We start from the raw sequence: 13,544 nt of genomic DNA on the forward strand, positions 1-13,544 counted from the left end.
GGGTAATATACCCGTCCATTACGCACCTTTAGACTCATATCAGTTTCTTAATACTGACTTGAGGTCTTAGGTATGCACAACACACAACAAGAACGAGCGCCCAGTGAGTGTAGCCCTTTGGCTGATACTGTTGAGCGAAGTTTATCCCTTCCAGGTACTTTTGCACTGTGGCTTGGTGCGAATGTCGTCGTAACGACAGTACTAACAGGAATGTTTTTGGTTCCTGATTTAACCTTTTACCATGCTATGTGGTTGGTTTTTATTGGTTCTGCTATTGGAATCATACCCTTGGTACTCATCGGTGTCATGGGGCAAAAAACAGGCCTGACCACGATGGTGTTAGCAAGGGGGACCTATGGTCGTATTGGGGCAATGATGCCAGCTTGGATAAATTTGTTGGCGTTGATTGCTTGGAGTTGGATTCAAGCCTTATTGGCAGGTATGAGTCTTGATTATGCAATTTCAGCTTTAACGGGTTACTCAAATGTTGCGCTGTTTACGGTTCTTTGCGAGGTTATCGTTGTTAGTATTGCCTTAAAAGGGCATTTAGGTATTGAACGTCTTGAAAAAATAGCGGCTGTTTTAATGATGCTGCTGTGTGGTGCGGTTTTGTATGCGTTAAACCGTCATTATGATTTACCCAGTGTTGTGGAGATTGAAACAACTGGAATTTTAGGGGCTGGGGTTATTTTTGATATTGTCGTTGCAACGGCTTTCTCATGGATACCCTTAGCGGCCGATTACAATCGCCACTGTAAAAGTATAAAGGCAAGCGTAATCGGTACTTGGGGTGGTTATGTAACGGCGACTTTAATTGCGATGGGGTTAGGAGCAACGGTATCTGCACTCTCCATCTCGATCGGTTTTCCTCAAACCTATGATCCGACCGCATTACTGAACAATGTAGGATTTGGGTTGCCAGCTGCATTCGTTATTTTTTTCTCGGTGCTCACAACTAACGTCATGTGTGTTTACAGTGCGACCTTATCTTATATGAGTATTAAACCGAGCAGTGGTTTTTTAATGCCAGCGCTGGTGATCGGTATCATTTCAATTATAGGGGGGACAATTCCCGGTATTTTGGATCAGTTTCAGAACTTTTTACTCATCATCGGTAGTGTATTTATTCCCGCTTTTTCAATCATGATAGTTGATTATTACTTAATCGATAAGAAGGCCTATGAGCCCAAAAAACTGGTTGATCAGTTAGAACACTTACCAAAGGTTAATTGGGTTGCAATTGGCATATACATCATCGGTGCGTGTTTAGCCTATTACCTTAACTGGGTATCGCCCAGTGCAATTGGCGCTTCATTACCCGTTTTTATTTTGACAGGAGGGCTATATTTTCTGATTCAAAAGATTCGAGTGCGTTCTGGCTCGTATTCAAAACAGTGGAGTGAGTCTTAATGAATCTGCTAAAGCAATTTATTAACAATACTTGGGTTGAGTCAAGCAGCGCGCAGCATCTTGAATATTACAATCCCTATACTGAACAAGTTCTTGGCGTTGTGTCAGAGTGTTCTACAGATGATGTTAATCGGGCCGTGCAGGCAGCTGTAAAGGCGCTTCCTCATTGGAGATGTCTATCGAGCCAAGCGCGTGGTCATTATTTAAGTTGTTTTGCCGATTTTTTGGAGGCTCATAAATCTCGCTTGGTGCGAGAGGTGGTGCAGAACAACGGTAAGCGCCTTCTTGAGGCCGAAATGGATATAGACGACGCTATTTCTTGCTATCGGTATTATGCCGAAGTTTCAGCCACTCTAGAAGATGAGCAGTCCATACACCATCCATCCTACAGCATTACACGCTGTTACGAACCCTTGGGTGTTGTTGCTATTATCACCCCTTGGAACTTCCCCCTTGTGACCAGTGCTTGGAAGATTGCCCCTGCATTGTTAGCGGGTTGCACATTGGTGTTTAAGCCCTCGGAGGTTGTCCCCTTGCCAGAGCAATCCTTAGCGCAAGCGGCAATTGAAATGGGTTTGCCTGAGGGTGTTTTTAACTTGGTTAATGGTGGAGCTTCGACGGGTGTTGCTCTTACCTCTCATCCAGACGTGAATAAAATCTCTTTTACTGGCAGTAATTCAACTGGATCAGCCGTGATGCGGATGGCTGCAAAGGATGTGAAAGATCTGACATTGGAGCTAGGAGGTAAATCTCCTATTCTTATTTTTCCAGACGTATCCTTAGAGGCGGCTGTTGAAGCAGTGGTTTCGGGTATCTGTTTTAATGCCGGACAGATGTGTTCTGCTACGTCTAGGCTCGTAGTACACAAGGATATAGAGGAAGCTCTCTATGACCGATTATCCAATGCCATCGCTCAGATTTCATTGGGCGATCCTTTCAATCAATCAACCGGCATGGGTCCACTCACTCATGTAAAGCAGCTTGAGCAAGTTAACCGTTATCTCTCTCTTGCTAAACAAGAGGGGCTGGAAGGTTTGACTTGCAACCAAGTTGCTCAGCGCCCTTCAACAGGTTACTTCGTTCGACCACATGTGTTTCGTAACGTGCCGAGATCTAGCTGCCTTTGGCAAGAAGAGATTTTTGGGCCGATATTGTGTACCCAATCATTCCGCAATGACGAAGAGGCGTTGTTCATCGCCAATGATCATCCGTTTGCTTTGGCCGCTACCGTTATTTGTGAAGATAAAGAAAAAGCCCGTGATATCGCCAAGCGATTACAGGCTGGAACGGTTTGGTTTAATACAGAGCAGGTCGTGCTTCCTCAAACAAGTTGGGGAGGATTTAAGCACAGTGGTATAGGGCGAGAGCTTGGGCCCTTTGGCTTAGATGCTTATCGCGGTGTAAAGCATGTTATGGGTCCTTTAATTTAATAAAAGAATATATCGATGAAGATAAATAAAGACAGACTTCTAGATCGTCTATTTCAAATAGGTGAAATTTGTGAAACGAATAACGGAGGGTCGAATCGACAAGCCTTTACGCCAGGTGATGTGCAGGCACGAGAGACCTTGGTTGCATGGGCCGCAAAGCTGGGTGGAGTTGCTGAGTGTGACTCAATGGGGAATTTGTTTATTCACTTTAATAGACGCGAGACCGCCGCGCTTCCTATTTTGGTAGGCTCTCATTTAGACACGCAACCAACAGGGGGTAAGTATGATGGCGTCTACGGAGTGATTGCAGGACTTGAGGTAATCGAGTCTATTTATGAGCAAAATATAGTACTGGAACATCCTCTTGTGCTCGCGGTTTGGGCGAATGAAGAAGGTGCTCGCTTTAGGCCCGCGATGATGGGGTCTGGCGTTTTTTCAGGAAAACTGTCGCAGACTGAAATGTATCAAAGCCAGGATCAGCAAGGCATGACCTATTATGAAGCACTTGTTGATTCAGGTCAGTTAGGTGCTCGCCCTGCGCAAGTGTTTCCTTTGTTGGCTGCTCTGGAAGTTCATATCGAGCAGGGGCCAATACTGGACGCAACGTCTATTCCTATAGGCGTTGTGACGGGTATTCAAGGCATTCACTGGTTTGAGGTGACCGTAAAGGGCGAAACAACCCATGCAGGCCCAACGCCTATGTCAATGCGTAAGGATGCTGTTCGTTCAACCACACAGATTATTCAGCAACTCTATCAGCTTGTCGATGCGGAGGATGACCAAGCTAGATTGACAATCGGTCAACTTAGAGCCTACCCGGGATCTGTCAACACCTTACCTAGCCATTTACGTTTTAGTGTTGATATTCGTCACCCTGATGAAGATAAGCTCCAGCAGTTGGTTGATGGTATTCAGGCAAAACTACAATCGCCAGAACCCGGTATCGAGATTGCGGTTAATCATCTTTGGCACTCACCTGTGATTAAGTTCAATGATAAATGCATCCAAGCCATTCAAAAAGCAACTGAAATATGTGAGTTGCCCTCAATCACCATGGTCTCGGGTGCTGGGCACGACTCTGCTTACCTCGCTCAAGTCATACCTACAGCCATGATTTTTATTCCCTGCCATTTAGGGATTTCTCATAACGAAGCTGAATATGCGCATCCCGATCATTTGGAGGCCGGTGCACAGGTATTGCTTCAGACAATCATCAATTTATCCACTGCTGCTAATAAGGACTCCCTATGAAATCTACGTTTAAGTCTCGGCATGAGCAAGGAGGTACCCATCGCTTAGAGTCATGGGGTATCGCCTCTGAAACAGGACTGTTGCACGATGTGTTGATTGGCCCGATTGAGCACTACTCGTGGCGTGCAGGAAATTCAACGTCCAAAAAATACTTGAGAGACGGTGCACAGTTCGATGCTGAGATTGCTAAAGCTCAGTACCAAGAGATGGTATCCGTGTATGAGGAAGCAGGTGTTAGAACACATTTTTTAGCCTCTCAATCGGACTTGCCTTATGCACTCTATGCTCGTGACTCATCTGTCATGACTCCTTGGGGTGCCATCGTTACTCAAATGCATAGCCCGTGGCGAAGAGCCGAATGGCTTCTGGCGGCTAACTTTTATATTGAGAATAGCATCCCTATCTACGATGTTGTCACTGCAGGTAGTTTTGAAGGTGGTGATTTTATGTTGATTGAAGAGGGGGTTGCGCTGTGTGGTTCAACAGGTGAGCGCACCAGTTTAGCTGGTGCGCATCAAGTAAAAGACTGGTTTGAGCGTGAGGGCTGGGAATTCGAAATTTGTCAGTTTGATCCCCATTTTCTGCATATGGACGTTCAGTGCGTCATGATTGCAGAAAAAACGGCAGCGGTGTGCCTTGATGTATTGCCTGATGAGACGATTCGATGGCTAAAGAGTAAAAAAATCACACTCGTGGATATTCCCTACAAAGATGCGATGGATCTCGGTTGTAACGTGATGTCCTTGGGCAATGAGCGAGTGCTTTTGCCTTATCACAGTCAACGTCTTAAAGAGCAGTGTCGAGCTTTGGGATTAAAGGTTTATGACCCCGATATCTCAATGATTACTAAGGGGGGAGGGGGAGTGCATTGTATGAGCCAGGCGCTCCGTCGTGATTAATCATCAGTCAATATAATCAATAGGAAGTCCATTATGAAGCGATCTATCAGTGTAGTGTTTGCGACCCTTGGTTTGAGCTTATCAACTCAGAGTTCGGCGCTGACCATTATTACATTAGGAGGAGCAACAGGTGATGCGATGCAATCTGCATACTTTACTCCTTTTGCGCAATCAACCGGTCATGGAGTCACGGCTGGTGAGTATAACGAAGAGATTTCTCGCATTCGTGCCATGGTTGAAACCGGTAATGTGAGTTGGGATATTGTTGAGATAGGTTCTCCTGAGCTTATGAGAGGATGTTATGAAGGGTTATTTGAGCCGATTGATTGGAGTCGGATACCCGTTTCCGAATATCTATTGCCCGAGGCTAAGATGGAATGTGGAGTGGGGACCTTCGTATGGTCAACCGTTTTAGCCTATGATGCCTCGCGTTTTAATGAGGGACCAAAAGGCTGGCAGGATTTCTGGAATATAACTGATTTTCCAGGGAAGCGTGGCTTAAGACGAGGTGCTAAATACACTCTAGAGTTTGCTTTGATGGCTGATGGTGTTAATCCCTCAGAACTCTATGAATTGTTAGCCACTGAAGAAGGTGTGGCTAGGGCTTTTGCTAAACTGGATGAAATTAAAGATCACGTTCAATGGTGGGAAGCTGGTGCACAACCAGCGCAATGGTTGGTCGCTGGCGATGTTGTGATGTCCTCAGCGTATAATGGTCGCGTAGCGGTAGCGCAAGATGAGGGCCGAAATTTAGGAGTGGTGTGGTCAGGTAGCATATATGACTTGGATTATTGGGCAATTGTTCAGGGATCAGGACAGCTTGATACAGCCTACGAGTTTATAAGTTTTGCCAGTCAGCCTGAGGGGCAGGCTCTGTTCTCTCAGCAAATAAGTTATGGGCCAGTTCATCCTGAAGCCATTGAGGGATTAGAGTTTGACAAAGCCGTTCGAATGCCAACACATGAAGATAATTTAAAAAATGCTTTAGGGATAAATACGGATTTTTGGGTGGATTACGGTGAGGAGCTTGAGCAGCGTTTTAATGCGTGGGCCGCTCGATGAAGGTCTTTTCCGAGTTTGCCTCCTAGATGTTTTGAAAATACAGATTTTTTGAAGTGTTTTATCATCAGTCAAGTGATGCTGATCACTAGCATGCACTCAATGAAACTGACTGAGATAGCTAGCCAGGATTTCCTCAAGCTTCAAGACGACTTTACCTTTGGTATTGGATGAGAAGTGGAAGCCACAGAAGTCCTTCCAGAGGAGTCCTTCTGCCGTTTTCAGTACTTTATACTGTGTTCCGATGCTTTCGGAGCTGACTAAGGGTTGGGGTAACCACGCCCAACCTGCATTTGCGTCGACGGCATCACGAATGAGTTCGTACTGGGTTAGCGCAAGATAATTCGTGCTTAAAATCACGTCCGGTACTAGCTCTTCTTCATGATCCACAAATGCCAGCGTGATTTGTGTGTGTGCAATCAAATCGTCGCGTTGAATTTCAGGTAAACGGGCGAGGGGGTGGTTGATTGATGAAATCATCATTAATCTAAGGCCCGCAAGCGGCTCTAAGTAAACATTGGGGTCGATTACTTTCGTTAAGTTCAGTCCAAACGCGATGTCGACTGTCTGATTGGCAACGAGCGTGGGTAACTCCTGCGGTGGGGCTAGGTAAACAGAGATGCCGGTCATGGGAAAACGATCTTTTAATGTTCTCATCGCTTCAAGCCAGAAAGCTTCCGGCAATGAGTCGTCACGCGCCAGACGCAAAGTTGTTTCAATCCCGCCACGCTCGAGTTCACAGCGTCGAACAATTTGGTGGTAAGCTTGAAGCAATCGAATCGCATCAGGTTGAATTGCCCAAGCCAAGTCTGTCGGCGTAATCGATTTCCCTGAGCGCTCAAATAAACACGCATTCAGATCGTCCTCCAAACTGGCCAGCAGTGCACTGAGTGTCGTCCGACTGCGATGCAAGCGACGCGCAGCGTCTGCAATCGATCCCTCTTCTAAAACTGCAAGAAAGACTTCCGCTTGAGAAGGTCTCATACAACTTCACCCTGTATTCAAATAAGCGACGATTATATCGTCGCTTAGTGATTATTCATATCCTTTCGCAAGCTCTAGAATGCGGATGAATAAATTATAAATCTCTATGATGAGTGTAAATCATGTTTTGTTTTAAAGCGGTTTCCGAACGATCAACCTTAGTGTTTTCAGCCATTGTATCGGGTGTCTTTGCACTGCTGGGAATTGTATGGGGGATCGTGTCAGGGTCTTTAGCGATACTCTTTGATGGCGCGTATTCGTTTGTCAGCTTAGCTCTGTCTCTATTATCAGTAACGGCATTACGTTGGGCAGAGTCGCCAGCAGATAAGACGTATAACTTTGGCCGGATCTTGGCAGAGCCATTGGCTATTGCCATTAAGGGCTCCGTCATCACCTTGGTGTGTGTGGTGTCATTGGTGAGTGCAATCAAAACAATTCACAACGGTGGGCGAGAAGTCGAGGCGAGCTTAGCAATCATCTTTTCATTGTTCAGTTTACTTGGCTGTTTAATCACATGGCAGTTTTTAAAGCGTTCAAATGAACAGCATTCATCTGCGTTAATCTTAGCCGAAGAAAAACAGTGGTTGATGGACAGTCTACTGAGTGCAACGGTATTGATTGGGTTTTTGTTGTCCTGGGGGTTGAGTTACACCGAGTACGCTTCATTTGCAGTCTATGTTGATCCAGTATTGGTGCTCTTGGCTTCAGTCTATTTTATCGCTGTTCCTCTGCGTATGATGGTGCAAGGGTTTAATGAAATTTTACTCATGACTCCGAGTCCGAGTCTGCGTCACTCAGTGCATCAAGCCATGCATGGATTAGGGATAAAGCCTTTTCAGTGCAAAATGGCGAAAGTGGGCAGCTATCTATTGTTAGAGGTGCGTATAGAAATTGATAAGATTGAGCAAATGCAGGGAATGCAGGAGCGTGTTGAGAAAGTGCTTTCCCATCTTCCATTGGAAATCAAAGCACAGCTCTTCTTTCAACCTAAAGTCGAAAAACTAGGCCCTAGCTCGTGGCACAAGGCCATCCATTGATCGATGGCCTGGCTGTGAAACTTGTCATGGTGAACGACTAAATAGAACATGCGATCAAAAGTTCGGTGAGGGATCTTAAGTTCACAGAAGCGCCCTGACTTCAATTCTTCGACCAAGGTCATCCGAGAAAGGCAGCCAATCTGATCACTGGCTTTGACGGCTTCTTTGATGGCTTCGGTGTGTTGCAGCTCAAGTGAAACCGACAGTTCACTCAATAAGCCATGCATTGCACGATCGAAGGTTTGGCGTGTTCCCGAGCCGGGCTCACGTAAAATCCATTGTGCGTTGATGAGGTCAAGGTCAGTGAGTTCATGCTTTAAGGCTAGTGGGTTGTCTTGGGCGCAAAAAACAATCAACTCGTCCGATTGCCAAGGGATTAAATCCAGTTCTGGATGACTGATCTCGCCCTCAATCATGGCAGCATCCAGTTCAAAGTTGACCAATTTTTCAATAATATGTTGGGTATTGTCAACGTCTAAGTGAATATCCGAGTTTGGGTATCGGCTGCGATAGGCCAGCAGGAGTTTTACGGCCAAGTAATTGCCAATCGTCAAGGTCGCGCCAAGCGTTAATCTGGCGGCGAGACGTTGGCGTAATAAATCATGTTCGAGAGCTTCCGCTTGATCCAGTAGCGCTTGCGCTTTTGGGCGTAGAGCGCGTCCGAGATCATTGAGCAACAAACGCTTACCCACACGGTCAAAGAGTTGGATGTTGTATTGTGATTCCAATTCTTTGAGGGCACTGCTGGCGGCCGATTGCGATAAATGCAAATGCTCTGCGGCTTTGCTGATATTGGCATGTCGTGCTGTTTCGACGAAAACAGCCAGCTGTCGAAGTGTGTACTTCATATTGATCCCATCGATAAGCTTAAGAGATTTAATTCATTTTATCGATTTTGTGAGTCGGGATACAATGGCTTTAATTAGATTAGGTTAATAAGGGTTAGGCACATGTCAAACTTGCAAAAAGAACGCGTGTTAGAAGTTCAGCATTGGAATGACACCTTGTTCAGTTTTAAAACGACACGAGATCAAAGCTTTCGTTTTAAAAATGGGCACTTCACCATGATTGGGTTGGAAGTCGAAGGTCGTCCGTTGATGCGTGCCTACAGTATTGCAAGTGCGAATTATGAAGAAAACCTTGAGTTCTTCAGCATTAAAGTGGCGGACGGTCCTTTAACCTCGCGTTTGCAACAAATACGTCCAGGTGATGAAATTATCATCAGCCGCAAGCCGACGGGAACATTGTTAACCGATTATCTTCTCCCAGGTAAGCGTTTGTATCTACTGGCCACGGGGACAGGTTTAGCACCCTTTATGAGCATCATCAAAGATCCCGAAGTCTATGATGCCTACGAGCAGGTGATTCTGGTGCATGGAGTACGCTATGTTTCTGAGTTGGCGTATCAAGATGACATTACACGCGTGCTGCCTGAAAATGAGTTTTTTGGTGAGTACATTCGTGAACAGCTTCTGTATTACCCAACGGTGACGCGTGAGCCTTATGCGAATCAAGGACGTTTGACGGATTTGATGCGCTCAGGAAAGCTATTTGAAGATCTAGGTGTTCCACAACCAAATCTTGAAGAAGACCGTTTCATGATTTGTGGCAGCCCAGCGATGCTGAAAGACACCACGTCTGTGTTGGACGGGTGGGGGTTCAAGGAAACGCGTCAAGGCGTGAACGCTGAGTATGTGATTGAGCGAGCCTTTGTCGATTAAGTCTTTTGTGTATTCGTTCAATAATTAAGGGGCTCAATGAGCCCCTTAATTATTTGTGCGATGTTATCCACTCTTAGCGATTAGGTAACACGTCTTTAAGCTTGGCGTGCATCATACGGATACTGTCTTCCGTTGTTTTCCAGTCAATGCAGGCATCTGTGACAGAAACACCATATTTAAGATCGCAAAGATTCGCAGGAATGGATTGGTTGCCCCATTCGAGGTTCGACTCAATCATCAGGCCGATAATCGACTTGTTCCCTTCGATGATTTGATTGGTCACATTTTCAGCCACTAGGGGCTGTAATGACGGATCTTTGTTGGAGTTCGCATGGCTGCAATCGATCATAATGTTATTCTGCAAACCGGCTTTATCCAGCGCCTGCTCACAGATACGAACATTCACTGAATCATAATTAGGTTTGCCATCACCGCCACGTAACACAACATGGCCGTAGTTATTGCCGCGAGTTCTGACGATCGATACTTTGCCGTCTTCATCAATACCTAAAAAGTTATGTGCGTGGCTTACAGACTGCATGGCATTGATGGCGACGGTAAGCCCACCGTCTGTGCCATTTTTAAAGCCAACAGCACATGACAAGCCAGATGACATTTCACGATGAGTTTGAGACTCCGTCGTGCGAGCGCCGATGGCTGACCAGCTGATTAAATCCTGAATGTACTGAGGGGAAATAGGGTCGAGTGCTTCGGTGGCTAACGGAAGCCCCATTTCTGAAAGATCAATCAGCAATTTACGCGCAACATGAAGACCTTCTTCAATATCAAAAGAATCATTCATGTGGGGATCATTGATCAAACCCTTCCAGCCGACGGTGGTCCTTGGCTTCTCAAAATACACACGCATCACGAGATAGATTGAATCTTTTACTTCTTCAGCCAGTTGCTTTAAGCGACGACCATACTCAAGCGCCGCGTCGGTATCATGGATAGAACAGGGGCCAATGACGATCATTAAACGCTTATCTTTGCGGTCAAGGATGTCTTTTACGATTTGGCGCTCTGTGATCACCGTGTTTACCGCGGCCTCAGGGATAGGCAACTGGGCCTTAAGCTCACGAGGGGTGATAATTGGCTTAATGGATTCAATACTAAGGTCTTCTAGGCGTGTATCGCTCATCTCGGGTTCCTGATAGCTGACAAGTACTTAGTTCCACTCAAGTGGATGGGTCTCTTTTTACCATATCCCATCGCACCATATAAGAGGAAAAAGTATAATTTAAACTATTGGAACGATTAACGGGCTAAAAAGTCATATATACATTCCATTTTCATGCATGGTTGAAGGATTTAATTTTGTCTAAGCATTTAGGTTCGTTGGCGGCCATACGCGCTTTTCTTGTGTTGTTTATGTTCATTGCCTTGATCCCTTCGTTTGCACAGGCGCAGATTTCATTGTGGGGTGGGGCGTCTCAAAAGGGGCCATTGCCGGTTGATCAAGCGTTCAAAATGCAAGCGACCCTGAGTGAGATAGGCGAGTTGCATCTTGAGTGGGCGATTGAAAAGGACTACTACCTATACCGAGACCATCTAAAGTGGCAGGTGAGTGATGGGATCGAAATTGTTGATGAGATACGTCAACAAGGGGTGGCCAAAGACGATGCTTTGTTTGGTCAGGTGGATGTGTGGTACAACACCGCTAAGGCTCAAATGTTATTTGGGCGATCAACCGAGGATGTTGCAGGGCAGGCCTCAATCAAAGTGACCTACCAAGGCTGTTGGGAAGGCGGTATTTGCTATCCGCCCGTCACCGAAGAGATCCCTGTCAGTCAGGTTCCACTGGCCAGTGGTTTAAGTTGGTCCTCCTCCCCAACCTTGTCAGTGCCGTCAGATCCTGTATCGGATGCTACCAGTCTCTCTGAGCATGATCGGTTTACCCGTGTTTTGGCCAGTGGGAGCTTTGGGCTGATTCTGGGGGCCTTTTTTATAGCGGGCATTGCTTTATCCTTTACACCCTGTGTGTTCCCGATGATTCCGATTTTATCCAGTATCATTGCAGGGCAGGGAAAACTATCGACGCTAAGAGCTTTGTCCTTGTCGGCGGTGTATGTGTTGGCCATGGCGGTGACCTATACGTTTGCGGGGGTTTTGGCGGGATTGTTTGGCGCGAATTTACAGGCTGCTTTTCAAAACACTTGGGTTATTTCGGTGTTCAGCGTGTTGTTTGTCTTGCTGGCGCTGTCGATGTTCGGTTTTTACGAGCTGCAACTGCCTGCCTCAATTCAAACGCGTTTAAGTCAAGCAAGTCATGGGCAAAAAGGAGGGCAGGTGACTGGGGTTGCGATCATGGGCTTTCTGTCGGCACTGATCGTTGGGCCTTGTATGGCCGCTCCCTTGGCGGGTGCCCTGATTTACATAGGCCAAACGGGTGACCCTCTGTTGGGCGGGGCGGCGTTGTTTGCAATGTCCTTGGGGATGGGGGTGCCACTGTTATTGGTGGGGGCTTCTGCGGGGAAATTCCTTCCCAAGGCCGGTGCTTGGATGAAGTCTATCAAAGCGGGCTTTGGTGTAATGCTGTTGTTGTTGGCCGTTTGGATGCTGGATCGCATTGTGCCAACCAGTATCACCATGAGCTTAACGGCGTTGATTCTGATTATTACGGCGGTGTATTTAAAAGCGCTCGATCGTCTGGAACATCCTACGGGGGCTAGCCAGTTCTGGAAGGGTGTCGGTGTCGTGTTACTCGTTTATGGGGTGGCGCTGATTTTGGGGGTGTTGTCAGGTGCGCGGAGCCTACTCTACCCCTTGCAAGCGAGCTTGATAGGCACGAATACAGCATCGGCACAGATGGAAAGCCCCTTATCCTTTACGCGTGTTACGTCTCTGGCTGAGCTGGAGCCTTTGCTGGTCTCCGCAAAAGAGGAAAATCGAAAGGTACTGCTCGACTATTATGCCGATTGGTGTGTGACCTGTGCTGAAATGGAATACATTACCTTTGTTGATTCCGGTGTGGTGGATGCACTTAAAGACTTTACGCTTATTAAAGTCGATGTGACGGACAACTCTGCGGATTCACGAGCCCTGTACCGTGAATACCAAGTGTTTGGTCCGCCTGCTTTGGTCTTTTTTGATGAGAAGGGGGTTGAGCGTAAGGATCTGGCCGTCCATGGCGTGATTCAACCGCAACCCTTACTTCAAAAACTGAGCTTTTTGAATCCGTGATTAACGGATAAAGGTTTTGCTGACGTGCCGGAATTGGTCCGTTCCGGCTTTTCGCATCCATTCGAAAGCAACCATTTCACGACTGACAATGAAAATCCCGCATTGGCGAAAGCGTTCAAGTGCGAGCGCTTTATCCCGAGGGTTTCGTGATCCGACCGCTTCTTCAACAATAAAGACGTCTTTCCCGCGCATTTTTAATTCGATGGCGGTTTGCAGCACGCACACGTGCGTTTCGGCCCCCACAATCACAAACTGATCAAAACGCTCATCCAGTAATCTTGAGCAGCCTTCGTCTGCAACGCAGGAAAAATGAATTTTTTCCATAACGCTGCTAGCGGGAAGTAAGGACTGAATATCGCTGACGGTATGCCCGAGCCCCTTGGGGTATTGCTCGGAAATGAGCGTCGGAATCGAAAGTGTTTGAGCCACTTCAATTAACCAAATGGCATGCGTTAATAGAGCATCCGCTTGGTCAATCACAGGGTGCATTCTCTCCTGAATATCGATCACGAGCAGACAGGAGTTGTGGGGATTAATCAGCATAGGCTATCTCTTCTTATAAGGATTGTT

Annotated in this window: 12 protein-coding genes; 8 read left to right on the top strand and 4 right to left on the bottom strand. The window is 46.5% G+C overall.

Annotated features, from left to right (window positions below; all coding sequences use genetic code 11):
- The first annotated feature begins 72 nt into the window (after positions 1-72).
- Genes F5971_RS15075 through F5971_RS15095 form a run of 5 tightly spaced genes read left to right on the top strand, consistent with a single transcriptional unit; the run spans position 73 to position 6,052 of the window.
- Positions 73-1,410, top strand: coding sequence for a purine-cytosine permease family protein (locus F5971_RS15075; protein WP_193495754.1), 1,338 nt, complete (start codon positions 73-75; stop codon positions 1,408-1,410).
- The gene (locus F5971_RS15080) at positions 1,410-2,840 is read left to right on the top strand and encodes an aldehyde dehydrogenase family protein (protein WP_193495756.1); all 1,431 of its coding nucleotides are present in this window, start codon (positions 1,410-1,412) and stop codon (positions 2,838-2,840) included. Before F5971_RS15075 ends, F5971_RS15080 begins: the two co-directional genes overlap by 1 nt.
- 15 nt (positions 2,841-2,855) lie before the next feature.
- Positions 2,856-4,091, top strand: coding sequence for a M20 family metallo-hydrolase (locus F5971_RS15085; RefSeq protein ID WP_193495759.1), 1,236 nt, complete (start codon positions 2,856-2,858; stop codon positions 4,089-4,091).
- A complete protein-coding gene (locus tag F5971_RS15090) occupies positions 4,088-4,990 on the top strand; it encodes a dimethylarginine dimethylaminohydrolase family protein (protein ID WP_193495761.1) in 903 nt (300 codons plus the stop codon). The genes F5971_RS15085 and F5971_RS15090 overlap by 4 nt, the downstream gene beginning before the upstream one ends.
- A gap of 33 nt (positions 4,991-5,023) precedes the next feature.
- Entirely contained in the window at positions 5,024-6,052 is a 1,029-nt protein-coding gene (locus F5971_RS15095; RefSeq protein WP_193495764.1) for an ABC transporter substrate-binding protein, read from the top strand.
- A gap of 96 nt (positions 6,053-6,148) precedes the next feature.
- On the opposite strand, the gene F5971_RS15100 is transcribed toward F5971_RS15095, so the two are convergent.
- The gene (locus F5971_RS15100; RefSeq protein ID WP_051514495.1) at positions 6,149-7,033 is read right to left on the bottom strand and encodes a LysR family transcriptional regulator; all 885 of its coding nucleotides are present in this window, start codon (positions 7,031-7,033) and stop codon (positions 6,149-6,151) included.
- A 122-nt stretch (positions 7,034-7,155) separates the two neighbouring features.
- Between F5971_RS15100 and F5971_RS15105 the strand changes: the two genes are divergently transcribed.
- Positions 7,156-8,070, top strand: coding sequence for a cation diffusion facilitator family transporter (locus F5971_RS15105; protein WP_051514496.1), 915 nt, complete (start codon positions 7,156-7,158; stop codon positions 8,068-8,070).
- On the opposite strand, the gene F5971_RS15110 is transcribed toward F5971_RS15105, so the two are convergent.
- Positions 8,016-8,918, bottom strand: a complete 903-nt coding sequence (locus F5971_RS15110; protein WP_036512225.1) for a LysR substrate-binding domain-containing protein — start codon at positions 8,916-8,918, stop codon at positions 8,016-8,018. The genes F5971_RS15105 and F5971_RS15110 overlap by 55 nt on opposite strands.
- Before the next feature lie 102 nt (positions 8,919-9,020).
- On the opposite strand from F5971_RS15110, the gene F5971_RS15115 reads away from it, so the two are divergent.
- On the top strand, positions 9,021-9,791 hold the full coding sequence (locus tag F5971_RS15115) for a ferredoxin--NADP reductase (protein ID WP_036512227.1): 771 nt from the start codon (positions 9,021-9,023) through the stop codon (positions 9,789-9,791).
- Between the two features lie 73 nt (positions 9,792-9,864).
- On the opposite strand, the gene F5971_RS15120 is transcribed toward F5971_RS15115, so the two are convergent.
- Complete coding sequence (locus F5971_RS15120; RefSeq protein ID WP_036512230.1) at positions 9,865-10,932, bottom strand: 3-deoxy-7-phosphoheptulonate synthase; 1,068 nt, start codon at positions 10,930-10,932, stop codon at positions 9,865-9,867.
- A 176-nt stretch (positions 10,933-11,108) separates the two neighbouring features.
- Here F5971_RS15120 and dsbD point away from each other — a divergent pair, with 176 nt between their 5' ends.
- Complete coding sequence (gene dsbD, locus F5971_RS15125; protein ID WP_246187822.1) at positions 11,109-12,974, top strand: protein-disulfide reductase DsbD; 1,866 nt, start codon at positions 11,109-11,111, stop codon at positions 12,972-12,974.
- Here dsbD and F5971_RS15130 read toward each other — a convergent pair whose 3' ends face one another.
- Entirely contained in the window at positions 12,975-13,517 is a 543-nt protein-coding gene (locus F5971_RS15130) for a hydrolase (protein WP_036512233.1), read from the bottom strand. It abuts the gene before it with no gap.
- Positions 13,518-13,544 lie beyond the last annotated feature (27 nt).

This window comes from Nitrincola alkalisediminis (assembly GCF_009821115.1).
GTDB classification, from domain to species: Bacteria; Pseudomonadota; Gammaproteobacteria; order Pseudomonadales; family Balneatricaceae; genus Nitrincola; species Nitrincola alkalisediminis.

What these genes read in the sequence shown, in the direction of transcription:
- F5971_RS15075 (WP_193495754.1), top strand. Translation starts at nt 73, where the DNA reads ATGCACAACACACAACAAGAACGAGCGCCCAGTGAGTGTAGCCCTTTG.
- F5971_RS15080 (WP_193495756.1), top strand. Translation starts at nt 1,410, where the DNA reads ATGAATCTGCTAAAGCAATTTATTAACAATACTTGGGTTGAGTCAAGC.
- F5971_RS15085 (WP_193495759.1), top strand. Translation starts at nt 2,856, where the DNA reads ATGAAGATAAATAAAGACAGACTTCTAGATCGTCTATTTCAAATAGGT.
- F5971_RS15090 (WP_193495761.1), top strand. Translation starts at nt 4,088, where the DNA reads ATGAAATCTACGTTTAAGTCTCGGCATGAGCAAGGAGGTACCCATCGC.
- F5971_RS15095 (WP_193495764.1), top strand. Translation starts at nt 5,024, where the DNA reads ATGAAGCGATCTATCAGTGTAGTGTTTGCGACCCTTGGTTTGAGCTTA.
- F5971_RS15100 (WP_051514495.1), bottom strand. Translation starts at nt 7,033, where the DNA reads ATGAGACCTTCTCAAGCGGAAGTCTTTCTTGCAGTTTTAGAAGAGGGA.
- F5971_RS15105 (WP_051514496.1), top strand. Translation starts at nt 7,156, where the DNA reads ATGTTTTGTTTTAAAGCGGTTTCCGAACGATCAACCTTAGTGTTTTCA.
- F5971_RS15110 (WP_036512225.1), bottom strand. Translation starts at nt 8,918, where the DNA reads ATGAAGTACACACTTCGACAGCTGGCTGTTTTCGTCGAAACAGCACGA.
- F5971_RS15115 (WP_036512227.1), top strand. Translation starts at nt 9,021, where the DNA reads ATGTCAAACTTGCAAAAAGAACGCGTGTTAGAAGTTCAGCATTGGAAT.
- F5971_RS15120 (WP_036512230.1), bottom strand. Translation starts at nt 10,932, where the DNA reads ATGAGCGATACACGCCTAGAAGACCTTAGTATTGAATCCATTAAGCCA.
- F5971_RS15130 (WP_036512233.1), bottom strand. Translation starts at nt 13,517, where the DNA reads ATGCTGATTAATCCCCACAACTCCTGTCTGCTCGTGATCGATATTCAG.